Source organism: Aerosakkonema funiforme FACHB-1375 (genome assembly GCF_014696265.1).
Taxonomy (GTDB): domain Bacteria; phylum Cyanobacteriota; class Cyanobacteriia; order Cyanobacteriales; family Aerosakkonemataceae; genus Aerosakkonema; species Aerosakkonema funiforme_A.
Window position 1 is genome coordinate 1 of sequence record NZ_JACJPW010000023.1, and the last position, 24,643, is coordinate 24,643.

Below are 24,643 nucleotides of genomic sequence, written 5' to 3' on the forward strand. Positions count from 1 at the left end.
GGGAGTGGGGGAGTGGGGGAGTGGGAGAATAAATCTTTTCCCTTTTCCGTCTTCCCTCTCCCTCCTCCCTCTTCCCTCTTCCCTCTTCCCTCTTCCCTAGCCCCGACGCCCTAACCCCGACGCCCTCTTCCCTAACCCCGACGCCCTAACCCCGACGCCCTGTCCCCTCTTCCGATATCAGACCGAGCTGCTCTCCACCAGTTGATTTTCCTGACGCAGATAAGCTTCCATGAACGAGTCGAGTTCCCCGTTCATGATATCTGCGATCGCAGTAGTTTCCACCTCAGTACGCAGATCCTTCACCAGTTGGTACGGATGGAAGACATAGTTGCGGATTTGGTTGCCCCAGGCTGCTTCTACTATGTCACCGCGAATTTGAGCGATTTCTTTGGCTTTTTGCTCTTGGGCGATCACCAGTAGCTTTGCCTTTAGTCGAGCAAGCGCTTTCTCCTTGTTTTGCAGCTGGGAACGCTCCTCAGTACAGCGCACGGCAATGCCGGTGGGAACGTGCTTGATCTGTACGGCTGTTTCCACCTTGTTGACATTTTGGCCGCCTTTGCCTCCAGAACGAGAAGTGGTAATTTCCAAATCCTTTTCTGGAATCTCCAGCTGGATGCTGTTATCCAAAATTGGCATAACTTCTACGCCTGCAAAACTGGTTTGCCGTTTGCCATTGGCGTTGAAGGGGGAAATTCGCACCAAGCGGTGGGTTCCTTTCTCAGCTTTCAAGTAACCGTAGGCGTAGCGACCGTCAATTTCCAGGGTGGCAGATTTTAGTCCCGCTTCATCCCCTTCGGAAATTTCCGTCAAGTGTACTTTATAACCGTGGCTCTCTCCCCAACGGGTGTACATCCGCAGCAGCATCTGGGCCCAATCTTGGGCGTCTGTACCGCCCGCACCGGCGTTAATGGTCAGCACTGCGCCTTTGGCGTCGTATTCGCCAGACAGCAGCTGCTGCAATTCCCAGCGATCGAGTTCGTGGGTGAGCTTGGTAACATTGGTTTGGGCTTCTGCCAGCAGTGCCGGGTCGGTTTCCAACTCCAGCAATTCTGCGATCGCCTTAGTATCTTCCAGACTATTTTTCCACTGCTGAAATTGCTCTAAGTGCGATTTGAGGTCATTGAGTTCTTGAAGCGTTTGCTGGGCAGTAGTTTGGTCGTTCCAAAATTCCGGTTGCGCCGCTAACTGCTCCAGGTCTTGAATTTTTGCTTTCAGTGCAGGTACGTCAAAGATAGTCCTGGGTTTTACCCAGGCGCTGGGACAACGTTTCGATTTCGCGTTTGATGTCTACAAGTTCGATCATGGTTCTTAGCGAGATAATTCAGTGATGCTGAAGATGGCACTGTTGTCTATTTTAGACTATTAAGCCAAGCTTGCGTGCTGCCTTATTTTAAGCTGCGTCCAAACTCAGGCGATGCAAGGATTTTGGATGAGAGGATTTTGGCTTGGCTCCGCCTTAAAATAAGGCAGCTTGAAATGGGGATTCTTTTTGATGATTACCCTTGAAATGGGAGGGGTTTACCGCATTTTTTGCCCGCAAATTTGTGGAATTTTCAAACTAAAGATAAAGTAAGCGATCCCTTACTTCTAATGTAGATTGGCTACGTGCTTATGTTCTAACTTTTCTAATTCCTTTGGTAATTGATGACGTTCATTCACAAATTCTTCCAGTAACTCAAAAAACATTTCAAACGCATGAGTTTCATTGCCAGCATAAAGCATAATAATTTTAGCCCAAGAAGCCGAGGTTCTAAGGCCAATTTTTTTTGCAACCAAGGCTGAAATTCGTGAAATTCCTCTTCTTCATCGCTTAAAGGAAGCCCCATATCTTGGCAAGCACGTTTGTACCCACATAGAAACATAAATAGATCGGAAACAGAAGGATACCCGATATACATTCCAGGTCTTTCTTTGATTTTTTGCAGAAGTTGGTAAAGCGAAATCATGGCCTATTATCCTCGCTTAATAGTTGAGTTAAAATTTTTCTACTTCCTCAATAGTAAATTCACCAATAGCACAGTAGAAGTCTGCGATCCAATCCTCCCTAGATAGCCCTATCGGTGAAAGATTATCAAAAACCTTACGATAAAATCTGCTCGATCGAGAGGGCTGATTTTTAGATAGATACCGTTAATTCCATTGGCTTTTAACCATTCTTTGATAGCGGCAGCACATTCGTCGCATTCCAATATTTTAAATTGTTCCGCGATCTTGGCTACTTGTCGATAGATTTCTTCGTCTGACAGTTGTGGGAAACTGGGCATTTTGATAATACCTTCGTTTTTTTAAGCAACTGCATAGGTTGAAAAAAGCTAAAAGGGTGGGCATTGCCCACCCTACTGATGAAATTAATGCAACTAGGTGTTAGTCGCGGCTATTGATGGCGATCAGCAACCGCAAAATGAAGACGAACAAGTTGATGTAAGTTAAGTACATCGACAGCGCTGCTGGCAGGTACTCCTCGTCGCGGTAGGTGCGCGGCAAAATGAAGAAATCTACCACAGCAGCACCGGCAAACAAGAAGACGCCAATGCCGGAGATGCCGATTTCTAACCAAGTTGGGCTATAGACGCCGAATAGTGCCAACAGGAATTGACCGAGAACGACAAGGCAGAGGGCAATAATCCCCATGCTTACTGTTCTAGTCAAGGCGATTCCATCTTCTTCAGATAAATTGGAACCTATTTGGCGACTGGCAATAAAGGCGATGCCGCAGCCAAGGGCAGCAACGCCAACTCCTTCAATGCCGACGCCGTTTGTGCCTAGTGCCACGAATACCAATCCGCTGAGGGTGTAGCCGGACAGCAGGCTGTAGGTAGCCAAAAGGGGCAGGGCAAGTTTGTTGTTGCCTTTGGCGGCAACACCTTGGGCGACAAAGAAAAGAACCAACTCGGCGATAACGGCACCGATTAAAGTTGGGAAGAATAAAGATGGGTAGTTACGGATAACTCCCAAACCGCCGTAGGTGCCGATCGCAGTTAAAACCAACCCACCACCCAAAAAGGGAAGGGCGTTGGCAATTACGTTGGGGCCAACAAGCGCATTGCCTTTGGCCTCCCGAATTGCTTCGCGGAAGTTGCTTGTATAACTCATGCAGTTTCCTCTCTCGCTTGGGGGATCTTTGCTTAACAAGCCAAAATTGCTTTTTAGTCTTATTTTCACTTAGATCCTAAGCCATTCGCTGAGGAGAGGGTGGTGGAAGTTTGTCCGCTTATCCTTAAAAAAAGCTAAAGCCGACCCTTGGGGCGGCTGAGATTGCTTGCGTGTTTCTGCTGATTCTCCGTGCAACCTTTGTTCTGATTTCCGTGGAACAACGATGGTATCTCTCTGCTTATCTACAGACAATGAATTTAGATAGGGTCAACGCTCTAAATATCAGCCCAAGGAGAGATGACCTCAAAGAGATACATACGAGATGGCGTTTGACGGCAGAGGATTTTTTATGACAGCAACTCAGTCTGATATCGGCTCCTATGGGATGGAAAAGATGATTTCCTACCACCAAAATCCCACAGTTGCTCTACGGAATCAACTGGTACAGTTGCACGCTGGTTTGGTTCGCAAGGTTGCCCACCGCATCAGCCATCAGTGTGCCGAACCCTATGAAGATTTGGAACAAATTGGTTATTTTGGTTTGATTCGTGCGATCGAGCGCTTCGACCCCACTCAAGGATGTGCTTTCAGTTCCTTTGCTATTCCTTACATTCGGGGCGAAATGCTGCACTTTCTGCGCGATAAAAGTAGTATAGTCAAGGTTCCCCGCAGATGGCAAGAACTCTACAACGAAGGGGAAAAGGTACGCAAAGATCTGACGGCCAAACTCGGTAGAACACCTAAAGATAGTGAAATTGCTCAACTACTAAAAGTATCTCTTCAAGAGTGGCGTGAAAGTCAGTTGGCTGCACAAAACCGTCAACCCCTCAGTTTGGATGCTACGATTAGCCATCAAGTAGATTGTCCGGTAAGTTTGGCAGAAACTTTACCTGACTCTCGCTACCAAGCTTTCCAAAATCTAGAGGAAGAGCGGCAACAACTGCAAGGTGCAATGAGTCAGTTAGAAGAAAAAACTAGAGCAGCTATTGAGTGCGTGTTTCTACGGGAACTACCCCGGAAAGAAGCTGCTAAAAGGATTGGTGTCAGTCCAATGACCGTAACCCGACATCTGCAAAAAGGAATTGAACAATTAGTGTCTATGCTGCAACATCAGACTGCTGGTTTGGCGAGCTAAATCGTGAAAAGTTGATTCCTGAAAAGATGATTGGTAATCCAATACAACATTTTTCATATAGATAAGCCAAACAACCGTAAATATTACCTTTTTCCTTGTCTTGCTTGTCTGTTTTGGACTTCAGGTGTTGAAATAACTTTAGACTGACGCAAAGAAAATCGGTTTCTATGAAAAATCGTTCTGGTCGAGGATAAATTTAGGAAAAACCGATTTTTTTTGGTTATAGCAACGAAATATCCGGCTTACCAACGAAAGAAACCCAGTCGATCGTCCCCTATACTGAATACTGAATCGGTATTCTAGGTATGGGGGAAATTCATTAAGCGTAAGTTTCATTCGATAAACTTTCTGAGGAGCCTAAACTCTTATGAAATTTAAATCACTGCTGATAATTTTCGTATTGTTGATTTCTGGTTGCAGTCAAATTGGGAATGGAAATAAAACGGCGATCGAACAAACTAAACCATCTTCTAACTCACAAGTCGAGCCAAAGTTAAGGACTTATACAAAAGAAGCTAAATTGATTGCGGTTGGCGATATCCTGATGCACTTAGCTCTCACTCGATCGGGTTACAATCCCCAAACTAAAACCTATAATTTCGATAACTTTTTCAAAGAAGTAAAACCGATAATTTCTACAGGTGATTGGGCGATCGCTAATCTGGAGGTTCCTGTAGCGGGTGCGGAATTCGGCTACTCAGAATTTCCGATTTTTAATGCGCCCGCTGAAATAGTCGATGCTGCCAAAAACGCTGGATTTAATGTATTGACAAATGCCAACAATCATGCTTTAGATAAAGGCGAAAAGGGCATAATTAATACGATTAAGAATATCCAGAAGCGGGGCATACCTTCAACTGGCACGGCTACTTCACCTCAGTCAGCTTCAAAGATTTTGTTTGTCCGTAAAAACGACATTTCGATGGCGATAATGGCTTACACCTATGGCACAAATGGCATCCCTATACCCAAAGGAAAAAACTATCTCATTTCACTGCTCGATGAAAAGAAAATAGTCAAAGATATTGCCAGAGCGAGAAAAGAGGGAGCCGATGTAGTGACGCTTTGCTTGCATTTTGGCAATGAGTACCAGCGTCAACCTACTCCCGCACAAAAACAATTGGTTAAGCGGTTGGTAGAAGCGGGTGCTGACATTATTCTGGGCAGTCATCCCCACGTTGTTCAACCATACCAAATTTTCAATTTGCGGCGTAAAGATGGCAAACCCAGAACGGCGGTGGCGATTTATTCAATGGGTAATTTTATTGCATATCAGGTGGGTAATTACAAAGACCTTGGCGTTATTTTTTCTGTGAACATTCGCAAACGCTTTCCGGAAAAAACCATAGAGATTAGCAACGTGGAAGCGATGACTACTTGGACTCAGAATTATAGGTTGAATAATAAGTTGAATTTTCGGGTTGTACCGATCGCAGCAGTAGTTAAAACAAAAAAAGACCCGCTCATTCCAACTACTTATTATCCTGTTCTGCAAAAGCAACTCGTGCAGATGAACAATCATCTGAAATCTTTAGGCACTGAAAATAAGTGAATTTGTAGCAGGAATTCAGTGCAAATTGCGAGCGATTAGCGACTGCTCGATCCAAGCTCGATCGCTATCATTTTCAGATTGCTTCAGATATTCGATCGCAATGCGTCCAGCCGTTGGATAAGTGACGCATTCTTGTAAAAGTAACTCCAAAATTCTTTGCAGTTGAATCTGTTCTACTTGTTTGTTGATGACGATAGCGAGAGCGATCGCTGCCCCAAATAAACCCAGCATCGGCGGTACAAGAGGTAACCACCATCCCTGCAAAAAAGCCAAATAAGTTACTAATAATAACCCAGCAACTGCTAAACAAATACTGAGAGCGATCGCTCTCAAAGACCTAAACCACCAGGTTAACGCTGCGCCAAGCAACGACCAAAGCAAAATCCACAACCACTCTTGTGCTTCATTCCAAACTTGGATGGAAGGTCTTCCATCCAAAACAGCACTTAAAATATGACTGGTTAAGTTAGCGTGAATCGCAACTCCCGGCGTGCGATCGGACGTGCGAAATAAATTACTACCATAAGGTGTATAGAAGAGGTCGTTGAGGCTTTCGGCAGTCGTTCCGATCAAAACAATTCGATCTTCGATCAAATCTGGCGGTATCCGGTTATTCAGCACGTCAGAAAACGAGATTGTTTGGAAATTTTCTAACGTACCGCGATAGTTGAGCAAGATTTGATAACCGCCAGCATCAGCTCGGACATATCCGCCATCATTACTATCAAATGGTGCGAAGAAAGCTCGACCGAATTGCAACCGCCGCCGATCTATTTGTTTCGCAGTCACTTTTTCCGCATTCAAATACATTAAAGCGAGCTGCAATCCCAAAGCCTGATGAACTCGATCTTGGCTTTCCACCGATATCAAACCGCGACGGGTTTTGCCATCCGCATCTAATATCACATCGGCAAACCCAACTAGCCGTAACTTGTCTAAGATTGGCGGTGGATTGACGCGACTGCCGACAATTTTTTCAATTCCAATTAGATTGGGCGTAGATTTAAATATCTCCTCTAATACCTGATGACCTGGTTCTACAGGTAAATCTCGATATAAATCGAGACCGATTACTCTAGGATTGCGAGCTTTGATATTTTTAATTGTTTGGGCCAAAAATAAATCGGGAATGGGCCACTTCCTAATCTTAGTAATATCGGTTTCATCAACAGTGACAATAACTATACGCGGATCGGGTGATTCTAAAGGACGCCAGCTAAAAAATGTGTCTAAAGCATTCCATTCCATCCCCTGCAACAATCCCGTCAAACGTAACAGCATAATCGTGCTGGCAGCACAAACAGCAATTATCCCAGTCCAACCAAGCCAAATTCTGTGCTTGAGACGTTCTTTCTTCACTCTCCGTCTGGCAGAGGAAAGGATTTGATTAGCTTGTGCTAGAGATTCAAGGGCAACTTCTGTTTCCCGCTTACTCAATTCTTGACTGGCAGACAAATATTGATAATCTAAGTCGGTTAAACTTTTGCCCAATGCCCAAGCTAACGCATCTTTGAGCGCTTGTCCGCGCAACAAACGAGATTCATCGGTTCGTTTGGAAGCAACCCAAGCTTCCAAAGACTGCGAATAAGGACGTAAGTATGCTAATTGTTGTTCTACCCATTGCAGATTGAAAACTGCTTCATAAATGCGATTTTTTACTTTTAGCAATCCCTGGTGTCTGACAACCAATCCACTGAGGAGCAACTCTATCTGTTCGGGGCTATCATCTGTTTCAACTGGCACTCCTTGTAAAATTTTTTGGTAAATTCCCAGCATTCGGCCAGTGCGTTTGCCGTTGCGTTCGATGCGATCGCGTATGGTTCTCAGGTGTTCCGGTTCATCCTGAGATTCCCAGCGATCGATAATGTGCGACCTCACGATGCTTTCTACCCAATATGCCTCTGTTCCTGGCGGAATAGTCAGCACTCCGTTTGTAGTATTTGGGCTTAAACTCGTAGCTAATTTACATATTTTCTGGCTGAGAAATGGCTGTCCTTCCGTCCAAGCTAAAATTTCTTTTAAAATTGTCTGAGCATCTCCATATTTTACTTTTAATCCCTGCGCTAATGGCAGAGCTTCCTGCAAATCAAAGCCGCGCATTTCTATCGCTTTGCCGATATTAAATGGAGTCCGACTTCTCTGCTTTATTAAATCCGATGGCGTTGCTACCCCAAAAATAGCAAAAGTAATTCGCTTGTATTCCGGGTTAATTGCTCTTTGGTTATAGCAAAACCTAATTAGCGCAAAAAAATCATCAACAGGAAAATCTAAACCAAGTATACTATCAACTTCATCAAGAAATATAAATAGGCGATCGTTTGGAAAATGAATTCTGATTAATTCCTCAATAAACCAACTCAATCTCTGTAAGTAAGATACATCTTCTTGCTCTCTCCACCAAGCTTTTAAGTTAATTTTTCCTAATAATTTGAAGCCAGACCACAACTCCGCAACAAGACCTTTATACCATTGCAGTGGAGTAATACTTTCGCTGCCGATATTCGTCATATCTACAGCAGTGCATTTAAATCCCTCTCGTTCGAGACGGTGTTTTGTTCTTACTAAAAGCGATGATTTGCCCATTTGACGTGAGTTAAGGACGTAGCAAAACTCACCTTGTTTTAGGGCTTCGTAAAGTTCTACATCTGCCTGTCGCTCTACATAACTGGGGGCATCGCTGGTTAAACTTCCGCCTACTTGATATTGATAATTATTCATTAGTTTAAGATTCAGCAGTCATAATTTAATCGATCTGCTCCCACGGTTAACTCCAAGGTATAGCGGGTGAATTTCGGCATTGCTGCTGAGATTTCCGATTTCTGCGAGTTCCCTTGCTTGGCTGTGGAAACACAGCCAAACACAGGTACGTCTGTTCGCAGGCTTTACTGTTCCTGCGCCTCTGGGTAGCCGGACAAGCAAACTTAGAATGTTCTGGTGAACTACCCACACTGACCTGACGGTACAGTGTGGGCTTCCTGCCCAACAGAAAGCGTAGTAAGCTAAAACTTTACAGCCAGCATAGGCATCGTCAAGATATTTAACTTGGTTATCCATGCAAGCCCGAAGGATGCTGTTTTGCATAAAACATCCAGTACGAATAGCTTTGTCTAGCTTCCTGTACTGGGGTTGTGTACCTTCTAGCTTCAACTCGCAGACGATCGCAGCTTTCTTTTGTTATTGCTGACACGGACGATAAGATTGTAGCACAAACAAAGTGCGCGATCGCACTTATACGAACGGGCTACATCTCAGTATCTAGTGCCTCGGTAAAAAAAGAACTAGCCCTTAAAATGATTTGAATAAAAAACATTTATAGACCCCAAAAACACAAAAATTTGTGCCTGCAATTGCTGGCGACAAGATGCTTTCTATCCATTGCTTTACCTCCTACTTTTACGCTCTTTTGATTGCGAGCTTCCCCATATCTCGACTATCTCTTTTCATATGTTTTTTTATTAAACTTAATATTTATCCCCATCTGTTAATTTTACTTTTTTCGGGAAATGCTACAATCAATCTGTAGGCATATTTAAGACCAATTACTACCCACACATACCTTTATCAATATAGAAAAACGTTTTTAATAAAAATGTATAACTTTACAAAAAAACTGTTTTTTTAACTATTCATTTTTTATGTATGTCAGGAGTGAAGATATGGATAAATTTAAGTTCTCACAACGCGAAAAATCTTACTATTTAAAGGTTTGGCAACAAAATATTTGCGAAATCATGAGCTTTTTGGTAATTATATTTGGTTTGTTGGCGCTCTGGGGATGGCCATTTAATATGGAAAATTTAAAAAAATTTTTTCCGGGGATGTCCACAATCGAAATTACTACTGCCTTTGGTTTGATTCTGGGAGGAGCGTGTTTGTGGTTGTGGCGTTGGAAATTAAAAATTAAACATAAAAAATTCCAAGCCACAATTCAATTTTTGATTTTTATTTTGGCGTTTTTTATTGTCCTAATCGCTTTCCTGACACTGCTTCAATCTGTTTTTAACGCCAATCTCGATATTGACCGACTGCTAATGCAGCAGCCAGAATCTCCAGGAAGCACAGCTCCCAACACGGCGCTGGCATTTCTGCTAGTGGGGTTTGCCTTGCTGCTGTTGAACGTTCGTCACCCCAATTTTCTGATGGTGCAGGGGATCGCATTAGGGGCGTGGCTGATTGCCTTTTTGGGACTGCTGAGCTACGTATACGGGAGCATATATTTTTACACAGCCGGAATTTACACGGGTATGGCAATCCACACGCCGATCGCTTTGCTGTTACTGACAAGTGGCATTCTGTGCGCCCGTCCCGATAGAGGAATAATGAAGTTGCTCAGCGGTGATGGTGTGGGTAGCATCATGGCGCGACGGCTGTTGTTTGTGGCGCTTGTGGTGCCGATTTTCGTGAAAGGCTTATGTAATTTAGGCTACCAGCAAAGTTTTTACTCTTTTGAAATGGCAAAAGCCTTAGAGAGCATTTTAGATACGATCGCCTTTGTCAGTGCGATCGGTTGGAATGCCTACAAGCTCAACTGTACCGACCATCACCGCGACCAAGCCGAACAGGCACTGCGAGCTTCTCAGGCTCGATTTGCAGGCATTTTGGAAATTGCCAGCGATGCGATTATTTCCGTTGATGGCGATCGACGCATCACTCTATTTAACCAAGGGGCAGAAAAGATTTTTGGTTACACAGCTGATGAAATATTGGGGCAATCTCTCGATTTGTTGTTGCCAGATCGCTTTGCGATCGCTCACCGTCAGCACGTCAGCAACTTCGGTGAATTTGCTAGCAAAACGCGGCGTATGGCAGCCAGCCGCGAAATTTTCGGTCGTCGCAAAGATGGTACGGAATTTCCCGCCGAAGCTTCTATTTCCACACTGAAAATAAATGGCGAAATAATTTGCACCGCATTTTTGCGCGACATTACTGAGAGCAAACAAGCAGAGGAAATACGGCGCGAAAGTGAGGAACGCTTTCGCAGCGCATTTGACTATGCTGCCATCGGTATGGCGCTAGTAGGGCTCGATGGCAACTGGCTGAAAGTGAATCGTTCCTTGTGCGAAATCACCGGTTATTCCGAACTAGAATTGCTGGCTACGACCTTTCAAGCAATTACCCATCCAGAGGATCTGGAAATTGACCTCAACTATATGCAAAAACTGTTAACTGGTGAAATTCGCTTCTACCAAATGGAGAAGCGGTACTTTCACAAACAAGGTCATATTGTTTGGATTTTGTTGAGCGGCTCGATAGTACGGAATACAGAAGGCGAACCCCTCTACTTTATCGCTCAAATTAAAGACATTACCGATCGCAAAATAGCAGAAGCGGCTCTGCGGCAAAGCGAAGAACGCTATCGGGGTATCCTGGAAGATCAGACCGAATTAATTTCTCGCTTCCAGCCTGATGGTACGCTCTCCTATATCAATGAAGCTTACTGCCGCTTTTTTGGCAAAAAAAGGGAGGAGCTGATTGGCAAAAGCTACGCACCTGTCATTTTTGAAGAAGACCGCGAAAAGATCGATCGACTGCTCAGCACGCTGAACGCGCAAAACCCAGTTGTCACAATTGAGAATCGAGTCATCGTTGCTGGTGAAGTTCGCTGGACGCAGTGGATCAATCGCATCATATTTGACGATCGCGGCAACTTTGTCGAGTTCCAATCTGTAGGACGAGATATTACCGATCGCAAGCAAGCAGAAGATGCTCTGCGTGCAAGCGAACAGCGATTTCATGCGATATTTAATCTCACATTTCAGTTTGTGGGTTTGCTATCACCAGATGGTATCCTTTTGGAAGTAAATCAAAGCGCTTTGGACTTTGGCGGATTGCAACGATCGGATGTGGTGGGGCGTCCGTATTGGGAAGCCCAATGGTGGGCAATTTCAGCAGCAACTCAAAATGAATTGAAAAATGCGATCGCTCGCGCTGCTATGGGTGAGTTTGTCCGTTACGAAGTAAATTTGCAAGGTGCTGGAAATACACTTGCAACGATTGACTTTTCCATTAAGCCTGTCAAAGATGAAAGGGGTAAAGTAATCATGTTAATTGCCGAAGGTCGGGATATTAGCGATCGCAAACAGGCAGAGGAACTAATTAAAGCTTCCCTGATAGAAAAGGAGGTGTTGCTGCGGGAAATTCACCATCGCGTTAAAAATAATATGCAGATTATTTACAGTTTGCTAAGGATGCAAGCGCGACGAACTTCTGACGATCGAATTGCTGCGATCTTGAAGGATAGCCAAGATCGCATCAAATCTATGGCTTTAGTCCATGAAAAGCTGTATCGCTCCCAAGACTTATCGGAAATCGACTTGGAAGAGTACGTTCAAAGCTTGGCAGCTAGCTTGTTTAGTTCCTATGGAGTGAGCGGAAATATCGTTATTGAGAGCAAAATTAATCAATTTTTTCTGGATATTGACACTGCTATCCCTTGTGGGTTAATCCTCAACGAATTGATTTCCAACTCTCTCAAATACGCTTTTCCTGGCAATGCTCAAGGAAAAATTGAAGTCGAATTTTATGTTGAAGAAAATAAAAACAACGTGCTGATATTCAAAGATAATGGGATTGGGTTACCAGCAGATTTTGACATTGAAACAGCAACATCGTTGGGACTAAAATTAGTTAAAAGATTGGTCAGCCAGTTGGACGGTACGATAGATATTGACACTAGCAATGGCACCCAGTTCAGGATTGCTTTTGCGGGAGGGAAAGGATCGTGTCTTTAAATATGCGAAATATTACCAGTATAACAAGTATTCGCATTCTCATCGTAGAAGATGAAGGAATTATTGCCCAGGATATGCAAGATTGCTTGGAAGATTTGGGCTACAATGTCATTGCCATTGCGGACACCGGCGAAAAAGCACTCAAAAAAGTAGCAGAAACACATCCCGATTTGGTGCTGATGGATATCCGGCTTAAAGGGGATATGGATGGAATTCAAGCCGCCGAGCAAATTTGGGAGCTTTTCCAAATTCCAGTTATCTATACGACCGGTCACTCGGATAAAAGTACTTTAGAACGAGCCAAACAAACAGCGCCGTTTGGCTACTTGATCAAGCCCTTTGAAGAGAGAGAATTGTATGTAGCGATCGAAACCGCTCTGCGGCGATATCAACTAGAGAAGCAGTTAAAAGAAAGAGAAGAATGGTTGCAGACTATTTTTAGAAGTATCGGCGATGGAGTGATTGTTGTAGATACTAAATATTGCGTAAAATTCCTCAATCCCAGAGGAGAATCGATGACAGGTTGGAAACAACACGAAGCAATTGATGAAGATTTAACAAAAGTATTTAATATTGTTCACGAAAAGACGCGATCGGCAATTGAAAATCCTGTAAAAGAAGTACTTAAAAGCGGGTCTCTTTTTTATCTGGCACCAGATACCTTACTCATTTCCAAAAACGGCACAGAAATGCCAATTGATGACAGCGCCGCTCCTCTGAAAAATCAAAAAGGAGAAGTTGTAGGCTGCGTTCTGGTGTTTCGGGACATCACGGAACGGAGACAAGCAGAAGAACGCAACCGCGCCTTAGAACGAGCCAAACTGCTGGAAAAACAAATGGCAGAACTTCAGCGGCTCAATGACAGCAAAGACGAATTTCTGAGTACGGTATCCCACGAATTGCGAACTCCTCTATCGAATATCAAAATGGCGATCGAAATGCTGGAAGTTGTACTCGCTCGACAAGGAGATTTATTTGCTAACCCAACAGCAGACCCTTCCCCGGCGGTTCGCTACTTTCAAATTTTACGCGATCAGTGCGAACGACAGCTAAATCTGGTCAACGACTTGCTGGATTTGCAGCGTCTCAACGCAGATGCTTATACTTTAACACCGACAGAAATTAATTTGCAAGAATTGATTCCTCATGTAGCGGATGCTTTTGAAATATGTCTGCAAAGCAACCAACAAACATTGGAAGTAAATATTTCTCCTGACTTACCTTCGTTGATTTCCGACTCTTCCAGTTTGACGCGCATTGTCAGAGAATTAATCAACAATGCCTGCAAATATACACCTCCAGGTGAATATATCGCGGTTAATGCCTGCGCTCTCCCTGCTAGCGAAGATACAGCCAAAAAAGAAATTCTACAATTGTCGGTAACTAATTCGGGAGTGGAAATTCCTGCCCATGAATTGCCTCGCGTTTTTGACAAGTTCTATCGCATTCCCAGTGAAGACCGTTGGAAGCAAAGCGGCACTGGTTTAGGGTTGGCGTTAGTTAAAAAATTGGTTGATTATCTCAACGGTTCGATTCGGGTTGAGAGCAGTAACAGGCAAGTTTCCTTTATTGTGCAACTTCCTTTCAACTATGAAAAGGTATAGCTATTAAAGGTAAGAATGCAGTCAGTAACAAAACCCAAGACCACCAGCTTAACTGACGCGGCGACACCGGTTCTCCTAGCAGGGCATCAATCCTTTGTTGCAAGCGATTTTTACGCACAGCCGAACTGAAAGTAGCGCATAAACTATCCGACTCCATCGCGGGATAGCTTACTACTTGTAACAAAGATTCAGCTAACAGCAGGGGATCTACAAGTTGTGCAGCCCAACTGTCAGCCCGAAGTTCCCGCAATACCAATAATTCCTGCCACAAGCTCTCTGTATTCGGCAACCAGGGAGCGATCGATCCCATCCACCCCAGCCAGAAAAACCCGAACGTATCCCGGTAATAGCAATGCGCTTTCTCGTGGGCCAATACTGCTTCTAGATGAGCGCGATCGAGCTTTTCCAACAATCCTTGGCTGACAACTAATTCTGGCTGCCAAAAACCGATTTGGGCACAATAGGGAATGGGCGTATCGAGAAGGCGGCAAATTTTTCCCTCCACTTTCAGTTGCGGATAGCTGCGAACTTTTCTTACAGTCAGCCATCCTTTAATTGCTGCCTTCAGCCACTTTAAGACAACCCAACCTAAAAAGCCGCTCGCCAGTAAGTAGCTTAACCATCCAGTGCCAATATCCACCATTTCTCCCTCTGGGCCCATACAAACCACAGAAACAGCTGTCGTCAGGAGTAACAAAGGCGGAAATAAAAATAATAACAGCACTCGCGAATAGCGATCGCTCCAATTCCCCATTGGCTCTATGCGACCCAACCTAAAAAACCATGCCAAGATCGCAACAGCCAGCATCATAAATAAGTGCATTACTTCCCCTCCTCTCTGGCAAGGCGTGCTTCAGCAATACGTTGGGCGATGGCATTTAATTGCTCTATGCTAGCAGAATCCAGGCTATCAGCGAAAGCCGCTACTACGTCAGGGTTTCCCACTGCCAGAAATTGCTGCAATCGATCGTGCGCCTTGATGACTTGAGCCTCACCGCGAGTTAGCATCGGTTGCCAAAAAAAGGTACGCCCTCTCTTCTCGTAACTCAGCCAACCTTTATTGGTGAGGCGACGCAGCACTGTCGTCACTGAAGCATAAGCTAATTCTCGGTCTGGGTCTGCCAGAATGCGATCGTGTACGTCTTTGACCGTCGCTTCACCGAGTTCCCAAACAATGTTTAAGATCTCTGTTTCCAACGGGCCAAGGGAAAGTTGTTTGGGACGGTAGTTTGGTAGAGATGCCATAGTATTTTATCTTACCGCTACGTTTACTCTTTATGTGAAGGTATTTTTATCTTTTCTGGTTCGGTCTGTGGAGCGAAGTTTTACAGTTTGTCTTTTGATTTAAGCCAGGTAATTTACTTATCATTACTCATAATATCAGCATTGAATAACTGCACTTCTACCCAGCTTACTAAAGTCGGGATACATAGGAATGAGGCATTTGTCAATAGCTCGCCAATTAGGATGATAAAAACTACTTTTCCCCCTTTAGAGAGCCTAAATTTTTATGGCGATCGGCCTTTTTTAATTGTGAAGAAACATCGCGAACTGCCCATCTGTCTAAATACATCAAGCGAACAAATAATCCAAAATAAAAACCCACTACCTGCTTTGCAAGTGTGGGTTGAGCCGATGGGATTGTACGCCACAGTGTCAATCAGCCCCGTTTAATCAAATTAAACGGCAGTAATTCACAAATACCGAGGTTTATTGACAAAAAATCGGACAGACTTCATCGCTTGTCGATCGCCTTATCAAATCGTAGCTCTCCAGTTTGGTTTGACTACATATTTAGGCTATTTCGTCAAGGATAAATTTAGATGCGATTTAGATGCGATCGGCCTGCGATCCGATAGAACTTAAACTGTAACGAAGGAACTGGCGGTGATAGAAGTAGGCGCTACACCATTAAGAGTTGCCAACATTTCACCAGTCGTAGTATTGGTAATCATGGTATTTTGTGCAGAACTACCAGTTACCAGGTAGAGAGACAAATTGCCAAACGTTATGCCTGTAGGTAATTGTAGGGTGTCTTGACCGACCGTAAAGTCAGAGATCGTCTTCATACCCATTCCGCTTGACAGCAAAAACCTGTCCATACCTGCACCGCCAGTGAGGGTATCATTGCCATCACAACCGTCGAGCAGATCGTCCCCAGCACCGCCAACAAGCATATCATTGCCAAAGCTACCCAGAAGAACATCATCGCCAGCAGTACCGGTTTTCGTTCCACCCTTTTTATAGCTGACTGCCGTGCCTGCGGAAGTGGGTCTTCCCTCCGACTCACCGAAGAGTAAAAAGTGTTCAAAAGCACTGTCAAACGCACCTTGTCCGACGGCATTAGCTACGTCCGGATTGTTGACTCCGTAAGCTTTGTTGCTGAACAGACGACTGGGGTCGCGTCCTTCAAACATCCCAGATTCAATAAAATGTTGCAGGGAACTGCTGAATTTGCCTTGTACAACTGCTGTGGCTACATCTGTGTTTTTAGCTTCGTAGTAGGCATAATCAAAGTTTTCCGCGATCGCATTGTAGATTGGGAAGGGGTTGCGATTTTCTGCCAAACCGAAGCGGAATAAATGTTCTATGCCACTACTCAACAGTCCTGCTTTAACAGCTTGGGCGACATCTGGGTTGAGGAATTTATACAGTGAGTCCAACCCAGCCATTTGTCGGGCAAGTCCCCGACCCTCTATCATCCCCCGCTTGATGAAGTGGTCAAAACCGCTTTTGTATTGACCCTTAGCAATGCCCGCTGCCACATCCGGGTTGTCTGCAACGTACTTGTCAAATATCGCACTGGGGTTGCGTCCTTCGGCATAACCTTTTTGGCTGAAGTGGGCCAAGGTACTGCTCAGAGTACCGCTGTTAACGGCAGCCGCTAAGTCAGCGTTTGATTTGAGGTAATAAACCGGGTTTAGCAGCATTTCAGCGGTTATGCTGTTTGCTGGATTTACCCTTGTAGCTACGGAAGTGTAGGTGTAGTCGAAACGACCGGACGACAGATCGATCGGATCTCTGAGGCGGACAACTTCGTTTCCGTAAACACTATTAAGGATGCCGTTAATGTCCAGGCGCTCCAATGGATTGCCGTTTTTATCTGTCTCAGCCAAGATATAACGGGGCGTATTCTCGCGATTATCCCACGGCCAGAACAAATCATCGAGATTTTGGCCGTAGGGTAGGGGTGTACCCGGAGTGATTGGGTTGTAGGTAGAGTGGAAATCAGGGCCGTTATGTCCGTCTGCCTGCCATTCCGTCCACAGACGATCGATATTGGCATGGAGCATCCAGAAGACCGGATCGTAGGGTGAGGAAGAAAGATTCATCGTTCCTTCCACTATATAGCCCGGATCGGCTGTCAGACCGGTACCGCCGATGAAATCGTGGATGTAGTTGTGGGTGAAGAAACGAAAGCTATCGCCGTTAGTGTAGGGGTAGTCAATTTTAATGCTACCATCTCCAACCACTCTGGCTCTGATGTCTCCTTCCAGGGCGCTGATGAATAAACTCGGATCGTCCAGCGCCATCAAACCTTCCACGTCTTCTTTGGGGATGATATTTTTCCCCCAAGGCTCGTTGTAGAGATACCTTCTCACCTCGTCACCCCGACTGGCGCTATCTTCCAAAGAAGTGTGGATTCTGGGGTCGAGCGAGTAGCCGTTTGCCTTGGTAAACGGCCCATCCTTCAGTGGGCCGCCGACGAGAGTAACAGTTGCCGGTAAATTTGGGAACAAGTTTTGGTCGGGAGTAGGCGTGTAGGTGATGTTTTCACCTGCGCCGTTACCGCCGAGAAAATTGGGAGAGAACAACACATCCAGCGTTCTCGGATCGGTGAAATCCCAATAAGGTACGGTAAGGTTGGGATTTCCCGAAACTTGCTGCAACGCTTTTTCATACCGCGCCAGCAGTTCCCGGTGCCAAGATGCGAAGGCGGGGGCGAAGTGCGCTGCGTTAATGCCCGCTTCAGCCAAGGGCCCTTCGCCCATATCCATGCCTTCCATTCTGGGCATTCTGGCAAAGGCCATGATCTCCACATGGAGCATCACAAAGAAATCCAGAACGCTGATGTCCGTGCCTGCAACTGGTGTGTTGCTCAACCTTACAACGGCGCTAGTGTAAGCGTTTTTCTCGTCTTGAGTGAGGTCTAGAACGCTTTTCCGTTCTTTTTTATCAGGCGTACTCAGTGCCGCGATCAGCTCGTCGTATTGCCGAAATCCCTCTCCATCTGCCTGCGCCACTGGGCTTGAGCTGGATGTCTGAATTTGCATTGTTTCTTCGGACATATTCGACATGGAGCCTCCCATGTCCATCGTCATATCCATCGGATCTGTTTCGTTTAGGTTTTCATCCATGATATTCGGCTTTTCCTTTGTAAATTTACGGCAAAAGTATCACCTTCAACTGTGTGAATTACAACAGTTGTATAGGCTTTTATAGGGCTCGATTAACAGGTTCTGAATTAATTTATTTTTGGTTTTGTTATCCTACCACCACCCAGTTCCGACAAACATAAAAAGAATATGAGTGATTTTTTTGCGTGGTACAGCTATAACATTACCCTTTTCACACAGAAACCTTAACCTTGATTTGAGGTTATTACCTTTACTTTAGTTGGATGTTTGTTTTTTGCTTCCAGGGTAGGCTTGAACAAAAGAAGGCAATAACTATTGCAGTTTATCAAAACCTGAATAAAAATCAAGCCAGTCCTTAGACAAGCTTAATAAAAGCTACTTTTCCTACTTTTCCTACTTTTCCTACTTTTTAGTTCAATAATCTTACCCGCGACACATCGAGCGGGTAAGTGCTACCGCTAATTTAGAATTCCCACTCGTAGGAAATTTCAGATTTTGTGACAAATCTTCAAACTTCACCGACAATTTACCCCTGCAACGCGATCGCCCGCACACAATCACCTGTTCCCAAAAGCAGCGTCTGCCAGCACAAACAAAGGAAACGCCTAATTTTCGACGCTGCAAGTATAAGTTTTCCACTTTTCGCCTATGGATGGGAATTGTTCTTAACAGGCACTTCTTAAACATTCTTCATTAACTTATATTTAAGCCGAGCGAGCGCAGAAATTAACATTATACCCAGTTTACTAGACTGGTAAATACATTAACAAAATTTATTAATTTAGAATATCCCATCAATAATACAAATCATTATATCCTACTTTTACTACAAACTCGCTGCGAATAAACATAAACGACCTGTTGTATGCTGGGTTTATACACAAAAATACCACATAAAAATATATGACTCGGTAATACTAATAAAAATTAAAATCTGCAAAGCAGGCCACACTAAAAAAGTGTGCATACCTGGCAGTAACATTAATATCAATTATCTACCAGATTAGGGGCTTAAAAATGACACCAGAGCAAGATTACCATATGTCTCCAGAAGAATTTCGTCAATGGGGATATAAAACGATCGACTGGATAGTTAAATACTGGGAAAACATCGAGAACCTGCCCGTTCTTTCTCAAGTCGAACCGGGAGATATAAGAGCGAAGTTACCAGAAAATGCACCGCAAACAGGAGAATCGTTCGAGGAAATTTTGCAAGACCTCGATCGCATTATCGTGCCGGGATTAACAAATTGGCAATCGCCCAACTTCTTCGCCTTCTTCCCAGGTGCCATTTCTGGGCCTGCAATTTTAGGAGATCTAATCAGTGGTGGAGTAGCAATCCAAGGAATGTTGTGGATCACTTCACCTGCCTGTACTGAATTAGAAACCCACGTACTAGACTGGCTGGTGGATATGCTAGGGCTACCGGAACAGTTTAAATCCTCCGGTACTGGCGGAGGAGTAATTCACGATACAGCCAGCAGCGCTTGTTTGGCAGCTTTGGTAGCAGCCAGAGAACAAGCCAACGCAGATATTAACAAATTAGTGGCCTACATTTCCACTCAGGCGCACTCATCAATCGAAAAAGGCATCAAAATTGCCGGCTTGCGCCGAGAAAACGTCCGCTTTATCGAAGTCGATCGCAACTATGCCATGAAACCGGATGTGCTGGAACAGTGCATCGCAGCGGATCTCAAAGCTGGGTTAATTCCCTGCTATTTGGCAGCTACCGTAGGGACAACATCGTCGAACGCGATCGATCCTCTGGCGGCATTGGGAGCGATCGCGCAAAAATACAATATCTGGCTTCACGTTGACGCCGCAATGTGCGGTACAGCCGCCTTATGTCCCGAATTCCGGTGGATTCATCAAGGTATGGAGTTTGCCGATAGCTATTGCTTTAACCCCCATAAGTGGATGTTGACTAACTTTGACTGCACCTGCTTCTGGGTAAAGGATAGAACAAAGCTGACTCAGGCACTCTCGATCGTACCCGAATACCTGAAAAATCAAGCTACCGAATCCGGTAAAGTCATCGACTATCGAGATTGGCAAATTCCTCTCGGACGCCGTTTTAGAAGTCTCAAACTTTGGTTTGTGATTCGACATTACGGCGTGGAAGGTTTGCAACACTACGTCCGCAAGCACGTCGCTTTGGCACAAGAATTTGCTGAATGGGTAAAATCTCACCCTAGTTTTGAGCTATTTGTGAATCCCCCCCTCAACTTAGTATGTTTTCGGTATAAAGGCGACGACAAGGCAAATCAGACCATCCTCGATACCATCAATGCTTCCGGAAAAGTCTACTTCACCGGCACCAAGCTCGACGGGAAATTAATTTTACGAATGGCGATCGCACAAGCCAAAACAGATAAAGCTAACGTTGAGCTAGCTTGGCAATTAATTTGCGAAGTAGCCGAGTCGTTAGCAGTCACAGTTTAATTTCCTCAATCTCCAGTAAATTACCTACAGTAAGGAAACTGTCAGAATATGACTGATAACTTTTATTTGTTAGCCCCAGAAAAGCTGTCAGCCAGCTACAAATTAAGCGAGTCGTTCTTATATAAAGTCAGCGATTTTCTCGGCATCATTGCCCAGCCTTCTCCATCAAAAGCCCACATTCAAGAGGCGATCGATTCTTTACTGACAAACTTAAGAACCGAAGACATTCGCCCTAGCGGCAATCCAGATGAGCAAGTTTGCGATGATTACTTCCGCATCAAGCGCGTTCATTCCGAAGATGACGCGCAGTGCCAAATTCTGCTCGCCAGTATTTTGATATCGAAAAAGGCTTTTCAGGAAGCAACTGCTTCTTTAGACCTTCTCCTGTCTGACGGCAACGAATATTGGCTGACTACGCACTGGTCTTTCATTTCTTTAATTCAAGGTTTAATTATCTGCTTTTTGCGCTTTGAATCTCATCTTTTGGCCAACAACTTAAACGCAGCTGCAATTGAACTAGAAACAGCCTCAACCTTGATGCTAAGTTCCGGTGCGGCAATGGAGATGGCTGGAAGGATTGGCGGCGAAGTTTTCCGATCTCAGGTGCGTCCGAAAATGGGTCAAGAACTCAGCGGCATTATGATGCTCGACCACAATTTTTTGATAACTATATGGAAGAGACTTCATCCTTACTTTGGCTCTTTACCAGAGCAGCTAAAACATCAACACGAAGAGTTTATCTCTAGCTACAAGGTGCTGGCAACTTCCCATAAAGCAGTTTGCGATCGCTTTGGCGGAAGCGAACATGGTAGCCTGCTATTACCCAAACTCAAAGCAACCGAAACCCTGGCTAGATTTGAAATCAATCGCCTGCGTTTGTTACAGGCAAAAACCGACATCAAGATAGGTGAAGATTTGTTACCCTTGGACGACAAGCAATATGTCGAACTCGGCTTTAAAACCCTGGTAGACTTACTGATGAGAGCCTTCGGTTTGCAGGATTTTGGCTTATCTTCCACATCCAGCGCAGAACTATCGATCGTCGATCCAGTGCGATCGTCTTTGTAGCGATTTTCGATAAAACACGATTCCGGAAACAAAAGTGAATTATGGGAGGGTGCGATCGAGGCCCTCCCCCTGCGTTTCGATCGCCGCATTAAGTAGCTGGATCGCATCTTTCTTAAGATTTTCAGCCGTTCCTAATGTGGTGAGGGAATCCGGACAAACCAAAACAAAAAATAGCCGATCTCCCAAAGTAGCAACTGCCAACATCGCTTTCTTTTCCATACCCGTTATCGTCGCGGGGCCATAGATTGCTTGCAGCTCCAGATCGCCGAACTTTTGAGCCAAGGTTAAGCGCCCCAAATTAGCCACCAGCAGATCGCAGCCATACTCTTCTAACATTCCTTCCAGCACTTGACTGGGACTGGGATTTTCAGACATCCATACCTCAACTTGAGGTATTCCCCGAAAGATGGTGTCAGATGCCATTCCCCGATTGAGTTGCTGTTTCAAAGACCTCGCAACATCCCACAGCCGCGCATCGGCGGTTAATGTGTGGGAAGTCAATTCTGCGGAAACGTACAGACCGACATCTTCTCCAACTGGAGGTATTAGGTATCGCCGAATGTTAATGGCTGAAAAACATTTGAGAATTTGCGGTTGTGCGGAACTGTTTTGGCGTATGAGTGCTAGCAGGAAAGCCGCACAAATAGCACCATGAACAGTTGTTTGCTCATGGCGACAACGGGAAATAAGTAGAGTCGTTGTTTCTTTTGAAAGCGAACCGGAGTATAAGCAATCACGGAAATCAGAATTTTGAGTGTGGAGTTGTGAGCGTTGAGTTAATTCTGCTTGCTTCCTAATCCGGGTATTGGCTGTCGGCTGTAAAGGAAGACGATTTTCGTCAGTTCTGCGTGGAACCAAGTCTTCCAGTGAAGCAGGTAATGGCAAAGAATTTGTGTTAGTTTCAGGTATGGCGATCGCCTGTAAAATATCTCGAATCAAGTAGGCGGCGGACATCCCATCTGATATCGGGTGATAGCAAGTTAAAATCAATTCCGAAACATCCGTTGAGTGCAGCAATACTACGCGCACTAGAGGAGCTTCCCAAAACACAAAGGGTATGGAGAGTTCTCGTTCGACTTCTCGTTGCCAATGTTGCTCTCCCTGTCGCTGTACAACTCGAACTGGAATACTGGTATCTGCTTCTACAAAACAGGGTTGTCCTGCTTCATCAAGCGCAATACGCACTCGCAGTAATGGATGTTGCTGTTGCACCAGTGCAAGTGCTTGCTTCAATTGCTCAATGCTAAATTTTCCTTCGATTTGTGCTGTCATAGCAAAGTGCATTGGGTGAGCTATGTCGCCTAACCAAAGCATCTGTTCTTCCGCTCCCAGAAGCCGATATACAGAATTACGATCTCCCTGGATAAGTTCCATATTTTTAGCCTCCGCACCGATCGAAAAGCCTTTGAACTGTACAAAAATCTTAGCCCTCTTTTTTGCAGATTTTAGGACTCAGCGATACGCATAGGTATTGAAGCATAGTTCGTAGTTCACAGTTCGTTTAACAAGTCTCGAATTGCCAACTACAAACTATCATCAACATTCAATATCAAAGAGCTGTTACCTGTTAGCCGATCGGAATTAATTCCATCGCGCTAACGGGAGTTCCTGCATTGATAATCCGCACTAATTCAAAACCTCCTTTGCGGAAGAGTTCCCTAAATTCTGACTCGGTGCGTGCGCCACCTTTGCCAATAGATAGCACATCTAAATCTAACCATTTGACCCAGTGATATTCATCTCCTGTGGGTGCGATCGAATCGATTACCAGTAACTTAGCATTGTCAGCCATTCCCTGGCGAATGCTACTCAGAAGCGCGATCGCACTTTCATCGCTGCAATCGATAATACTGTAAGAAATCGTGTACAGATCTGCACCTGTAGGTATAGATTTAAACATATCTCCACCTACTCGCTCGCAGCGATCGGCTACTCCCTGTTCGGCGAGGAAATCTGCGGCTTGATCCACAGCTTGCGGTAAATCGAACAAAACACCTTGCAAGTGCGGATTGGCTTTGAGAATTTCTGAAATCAAAGCTCCTTGACCGCCAGCTAAATCTACTACCTTACTGTACCCAGAGAAATCATAAGCTTTCACTAATGGGATGTGAAAGTTCCGCGTCAGACCGACCATTGCTTGATTGAACAATTCTCCCGCTTCCCCATCGCGATCGAAGTATTCATACAAAGTGTTAATCTGATAAGCGTGGGTTACCGCAGGTTGGCCGTCTTTAATAGAATTGATCAATTCTTTCGTGAATTGCAAATGCCACTGAGCGCAGTGCATCATCAACTGATGGCGTAGAGATTGGGGATTGTCGCTCCGGAGATATTCCGCCATCGGGGTAAGTGCAAAGCGATGGGGTTCAACTTCCGCAAACACACCCACACTAGCCAAAGTGCGAAGCAATCGGTACAGCGAGGAAGCGTGCGTTTGGGAAGCTTGCGCGATTTCATCAACACTCTTAGCTTCATAGCTCATCACATCAGCAATACCCAACTTAGCAGCAGCATTGAGTGCATGGTTAACCCAGTATCTACTATTAAGTTCCAGAAAAGCAATTAGCGGTGATTTAGTGCGCGGATCTAGAATTGTTGTCATTTTTATTACTGTTAAATTGTCAAAAGAACCACAAAACAACTAACCAAAGCAGCCAACC

At 44.8% G+C, this 24,643-nt stretch carries 19 protein-coding genes; 7 read left to right on the plus strand and 12 right to left on the minus strand.

Annotated elements, in window-relative coordinates:
* Positions 1–177 precede the first annotated feature (177 nt).
* The 4 genes from prfB to H6G03_RS10915 form a co-directional block, all read right to left on the minus strand.
* Positions 178–1,303, minus strand: a protein-coding gene (prfB, locus tag H6G03_RS10900) for a peptide chain release factor 2 (RefSeq protein ID WP_199315247.1) whose coding sequence is annotated in 2 segments (ribosomal slippage) — positions 178–1,227 and positions 1,229–1,303 — 1,125 coding nt in all. Because the reading frame shifts where the segments join, the coding sequence is not laid out codon by codon here.
* Positions 1,304–1,655: 352 nt separating this feature from the next.
* Positions 1,656–1,946, minus strand: a complete 291-nt coding sequence (locus H6G03_RS10905; protein ID WP_199315248.1) for a hypothetical protein — start codon at positions 1,944–1,946, stop codon at positions 1,656–1,658.
* Positions 1,947–2,054: 108 nt separating this feature from the next.
* On the minus strand, positions 2,055–2,264 hold the full coding sequence (locus H6G03_RS10910; RefSeq protein WP_199315249.1) for a papain fold toxin domain-containing protein: 210 nt from the start codon (positions 2,262–2,264) through the stop codon (positions 2,055–2,057).
* A 100-nt stretch (positions 2,265–2,364) separates the two neighbouring features.
* Positions 2,365–3,093 carry a Bax inhibitor-1/YccA family protein gene (locus H6G03_RS10915; RefSeq protein ID WP_190464400.1) on the minus strand — a complete coding sequence of 243 codons (729 nt, stop codon included), beginning with the start codon at positions 3,091–3,093 and terminating at the stop codon, positions 2,365–2,367.
* Between the two features lie 349 nt (positions 3,094–3,442).
* On the opposite strand from H6G03_RS10915, the gene H6G03_RS10920 reads away from it, so the two are divergent.
* Positions 3,443–4,228 (plus strand): RNA polymerase sigma factor SigF, encoded by a 786-nt coding sequence (locus H6G03_RS10920; RefSeq protein WP_190464401.1) that lies wholly within the window; start codon positions 3,443–3,445, stop codon positions 4,226–4,228.
* A 367-nt stretch (positions 4,229–4,595) separates the two neighbouring features.
* Positions 4,596–5,780 (plus strand): CapA family protein, encoded by a 1,185-nt coding sequence (locus tag H6G03_RS10925; protein WP_190464402.1) that lies wholly within the window; start codon positions 4,596–4,598, stop codon positions 5,778–5,780.
* A 15-nt stretch (positions 5,781–5,795) separates the two neighbouring features.
* Here the strand turns inward: H6G03_RS10925 and H6G03_RS10930 are convergent, their stop codons facing one another.
* Positions 5,796–8,498, minus strand: coding sequence for a CHASE2 domain-containing protein (locus H6G03_RS10930; protein WP_190464403.1), 2,703 nt, complete (start codon positions 8,496–8,498; stop codon positions 5,796–5,798).
* Positions 8,499–8,516: 18 nt separating this feature from the next.
* On the minus strand, positions 8,517–8,861 hold the full coding sequence (locus H6G03_RS10935) for a hypothetical protein (protein WP_190464404.1): 345 nt from the start codon (positions 8,859–8,861) through the stop codon (positions 8,517–8,519).
* A 575-nt stretch (positions 8,862–9,436) separates the two neighbouring features.
* Here H6G03_RS10935 and H6G03_RS10940 point away from each other — a divergent pair.
* Together H6G03_RS10940 and H6G03_RS10945 are read left to right on the plus strand one after the other, a co-directional pair.
* Positions 9,437–12,511: a PAS domain-containing sensor histidine kinase gene (locus H6G03_RS10940; RefSeq protein ID WP_190464405.1), complete on the plus strand. Its 3,075-nt coding sequence runs from the start codon at positions 9,437–9,439 to the stop codon at positions 12,509–12,511.
* On the plus strand, positions 12,502–14,115 hold the full coding sequence (locus H6G03_RS10945) for a response regulator (protein WP_199315250.1): 1,614 nt from the start codon (positions 12,502–12,504) through the stop codon (positions 14,113–14,115). Before H6G03_RS10940 ends, H6G03_RS10945 begins: the two co-directional genes overlap by 10 nt.
* On the opposite strand, the gene H6G03_RS10950 is transcribed toward H6G03_RS10945, so the two are convergent.
* Together H6G03_RS10950 and H6G03_RS10955 are read right to left on the minus strand one after the other, a co-directional pair.
* Complete coding sequence (locus H6G03_RS10950; RefSeq protein WP_190464406.1) at positions 14,096–14,938, minus strand: M56 family metallopeptidase; 843 nt, start codon at positions 14,936–14,938, stop codon at positions 14,096–14,098. The two genes, H6G03_RS10945 and H6G03_RS10950, sit on opposite strands and share 20 nt — an antisense overlap.
* Positions 14,938–15,360: a BlaI/MecI/CopY family transcriptional regulator gene (locus H6G03_RS10955; RefSeq protein WP_190464407.1), complete on the minus strand. Its 423-nt coding sequence runs from the start codon at positions 15,358–15,360 to the stop codon at positions 14,938–14,940. The genes H6G03_RS10950 and H6G03_RS10955 overlap by 1 nt, the downstream gene beginning before the upstream one ends.
* Positions 15,361–15,828: 468 nt before the next feature.
* Between H6G03_RS10955 and H6G03_RS10965 the strand changes: the two genes are divergently transcribed.
* Complete coding sequence (locus tag H6G03_RS10965; RefSeq protein ID WP_190464409.1) at positions 15,829–15,981, plus strand: hypothetical protein; 153 nt, start codon at positions 15,829–15,831, stop codon at positions 15,979–15,981.
* Here the strand turns inward: H6G03_RS10965 and H6G03_RS39125 are convergent.
* Positions 15,978–18,473, minus strand: a complete 2,496-nt coding sequence (locus H6G03_RS39125; protein ID WP_277926382.1) for a tyrosinase family protein — start codon at positions 18,471–18,473, stop codon at positions 15,978–15,980. The two genes, H6G03_RS10965 and H6G03_RS39125, sit on opposite strands and share 4 nt — an antisense overlap.
* A gap of 423 nt (positions 18,474–18,896) precedes the next feature.
* Positions 18,897–19,112, minus strand: a complete 216-nt coding sequence (locus tag H6G03_RS10975; RefSeq protein WP_190464410.1) for a hypothetical protein — start codon at positions 19,110–19,112, stop codon at positions 18,897–18,899.
* A gap of 378 nt (positions 19,113–19,490) precedes the next feature.
* Between H6G03_RS10975 and H6G03_RS10980 the strand changes: the two genes are divergently transcribed.
* Together H6G03_RS10980 and H6G03_RS10985 are read left to right on the plus strand one after the other, a co-directional pair.
* A complete protein-coding gene (locus H6G03_RS10980) occupies positions 19,491–20,915 on the plus strand; it encodes a pyridoxal-dependent decarboxylase (RefSeq protein ID WP_190464411.1) in 1,425 nt (474 codons plus the stop codon).
* A 48-nt stretch (positions 20,916–20,963) separates the two neighbouring features.
* Complete coding sequence (locus tag H6G03_RS10985; RefSeq protein WP_190464412.1) at positions 20,964–21,983, plus strand: hypothetical protein; 1,020 nt, start codon at positions 20,964–20,966, stop codon at positions 21,981–21,983.
* Positions 21,984–22,022: 39 nt separating this feature from the next.
* Here the strand turns inward: H6G03_RS10985 and H6G03_RS10990 are convergent, their stop codons facing one another.
* Both H6G03_RS10990 and H6G03_RS10995 read right to left on the minus strand, forming a co-directional pair.
* Positions 22,023–23,357 carry a phthiocerol/phthiodiolone dimycocerosyl transferase family protein gene (locus tag H6G03_RS10990; RefSeq protein WP_190464413.1) on the minus strand — a complete coding sequence of 445 codons (1,335 nt, stop codon included), beginning with the start codon at positions 23,355–23,357 and terminating at the stop codon, positions 22,023–22,025.
* Between the two features lie 193 nt (positions 23,358–23,550).
* Positions 23,551–24,585 (minus strand): methyltransferase, encoded by a 1,035-nt coding sequence (locus H6G03_RS10995; RefSeq protein ID WP_190464414.1) that lies wholly within the window; start codon positions 24,583–24,585, stop codon positions 23,551–23,553.
* Positions 24,586–24,643 lie beyond the last annotated feature (58 nt).